1 pseudogene is annotated in these 1,234 nt (G+C 36.4%); it reads left to right on the forward strand.

Annotated elements, in window-relative coordinates:
- Positions 1-285 (forward strand): annotated as a pseudogene (petB, locus tag QQK25_RS24750) (cytochrome b6); the annotation flags it as partial.
- Between the last annotated feature and the right edge of the window lie 949 nt (positions 286-1,234).

The following is a 1,234-nucleotide window of genomic DNA, read 5'->3' on the forward strand; positions in this document are numbered from 1 at the left end:
GTCGTATTAGGTGTATTGACCGCCTCTTTTGGGGTAACTGGTTATTCTTTACCTTGGGATCAAATTGGTTATTGGGCCGTAAAAATTGTAACAGGTGTACCTGATGCTATTCCGGTAATAGGATCGCCCTTGGTCGAGTTATTACGCGGAAGTGCTAGTGTGGGTCAATCTACTTTGACTCGTTTTTATAGTTTACACACTTTTGTATTACCACTTCTTACTTCCGTATTTATGTTAATGCACTTTCCAATGATACGTAAGCAAGGTATTTCTGGTCCTTTATAGATAAATAGATAAAATAGAAAAGGCGGATCCTAGATCTTTCTAATTTGTAATCAATCCTAAATCATTTATGAATAGTCTTTCATTGCTATAAATATGGATTATTCAAAAAATAATACATGTATTTGGATATTTCCCTTCAACTCAACTATATTTGATTCTTTATTTGTTTGAGATTCATAGTTGAGTTGAGGTGGATTCTCCGAAGAGAAGATGGATTATGGGAGTGTGTGACTTGAACTATTGATTGGCCTGTGCGGATCTATTATTTTACCCGCCACATTGGAATTTATAACCAAATGTGTTTCGATTCCAACCCCCGCGTAAACCCCGTACAGAGGATAGGCTGGTTTACTTTAGGATTCTTTTTCTATGATCCGACCTGAAGCGTGTAGTTCATGAGTAGGCTCCGTAAGATCCAGTAGAATAAGTAATGTGGGCATATCCAGATTATCTTATATCTATCCTTTTACTTATATAGTATGCCAATGCATTCATTTCCTCTGCATCCATTCTGATTTATTATACTATCGGAGTGAAACAGGGGATCTAACGAAGAAAAAAGGCTAGACTTTATTAGTAACAAGTAAATCCTTTGTATGTAAGACGACTCCATATATTGGGGATAAGGTATAAACACCAATTGCAAGGCACGAGATGACCCAAAAAGCACTTGATTAGAATCCTTTTTGTCCTACTTGGGTATAGAGCATGTAGAACTGTAAAAAAAGAATTTCTTGCAATTTAGCATTGCAAACATAGAATCTGGTTACTACAATCTTTTCGTACATTTATTCCTATATGTGGGTATGGATGATCTCTATATTTTATCTTAATTTTTTTCTTTTTGCTCGAGCCGGATGACGAAAAATCGTCATGTCCGGTTCCTACGGGGGATGGATCCTTAAGAATTCACCTATCCCAATAACAAAGAAACCTGACTTGAATGATC

Source organism: Zoogloea oryzae (assembly GCF_030161255.1).
GTDB lineage: Bacteria > Pseudomonadota > Gammaproteobacteria > Burkholderiales > Rhodocyclaceae > Zoogloea > Zoogloea oryzae.